We start from the raw sequence: 952 nt of genomic DNA, 5'->3' as shown, positions 1-952 counted from the left end.
GACGGGGCGCTCGCCGGGCGCGAGCAGCGCGCAGGCGTCCTCGAGCGTCGAGTTCGCGAGGTCGGCGTCCGGTCTCTCGCCGGCCCTCCACGCCACGACCGAGGAGTCGAAGCAGTCCCTGATGGCCGACAGGTAGACCTTCCTGCCGGAGGGCAGCCTGAACTCGGTGATGTCGGTGAGCCACAGGAAGTTCGGCAGGGCCGAGCGGAAGTCGCGGCGCACGAGGTTCGGCGGGGCCGGCGTCGGCTCGCCCGCATAGGAGCTGTAGGGCCTCCTCTTCCTCCTCATCCACCTGGGGACCAGGCCCTCCTCGCGCATGATGCGGAGGACGACCTTCTCCGAGGCGCGCACGGGCTCGTCGAGCTCGCGCAGGCGCGCCGTCACGAAGCGGTACCCCCGCGCCCCCTCGCCATCCTCGGTGAAGATCCTGCGCACGAGCGCGCGCAGGGGCGCGCGCCGGTCGGGCCTCGCGATCGCGCGGCGCTGGTACTCATAGGAGCTCTTTGATATCCCCAAGGAACTCGTGAGTTCTCTCAAGGACCACTTCCCGCACGGCCTCAGGCGGTCTATCACCAGGGTCTTCTCCCTGTTCGACATCCCGTCGAGGCTCTCGGCTTTTAAAACGTCCTGCACCGCCCTCAGCACCGCGTTCTCGAGCCTGAGCCGCTCGATCAGGGCGTCCTTGTCCTCCGGGTCGATGTCGGGGTAGTCGGGGCCGTCCCCGACGAGTCGCGGCAGGTCCATTCCTCCACCGGCCCTTCCCGCGGGCTTGCGCACGTCCCTGATCCAGCGCCAGACGGACGTCTTGCCGGGCCCGCCGAGTATCTCGGTTATCTCCATGACGGTGAGCCCGGCGCCGCGAAGCGCCCTGGCCCTCTCCACCATTCTCCTACTGTATGCCATGCGGACTCCGTTCCGGACCTCAACGGTCCAACTTTTTGTCCGCAGTCCC

At 68.4% G+C, this 952-nt stretch carries 1 protein-coding gene; it reads right to left on the bottom strand.

What is annotated here, in order from left to right; genetic code table 11:
- A partial coding sequence (locus ACQRCA_RS08445) for an IS3 family transposase (protein ID WP_427719892.1) occupies positions 1-903 on the bottom strand: 903 nt, incomplete at its 3' end.
- Positions 904-952 lie beyond the last annotated feature (49 nt).

Source organism: Collinsella sp. SGI.095, from assembly GCF_050314535.1.
Taxonomy (GTDB): domain Bacteria; phylum Actinomycetota; class Coriobacteriia; order Coriobacteriales; family Coriobacteriaceae; genus Collinsella.
This window is presented reverse-complemented; position numbering and strand designations above follow the sequence as displayed.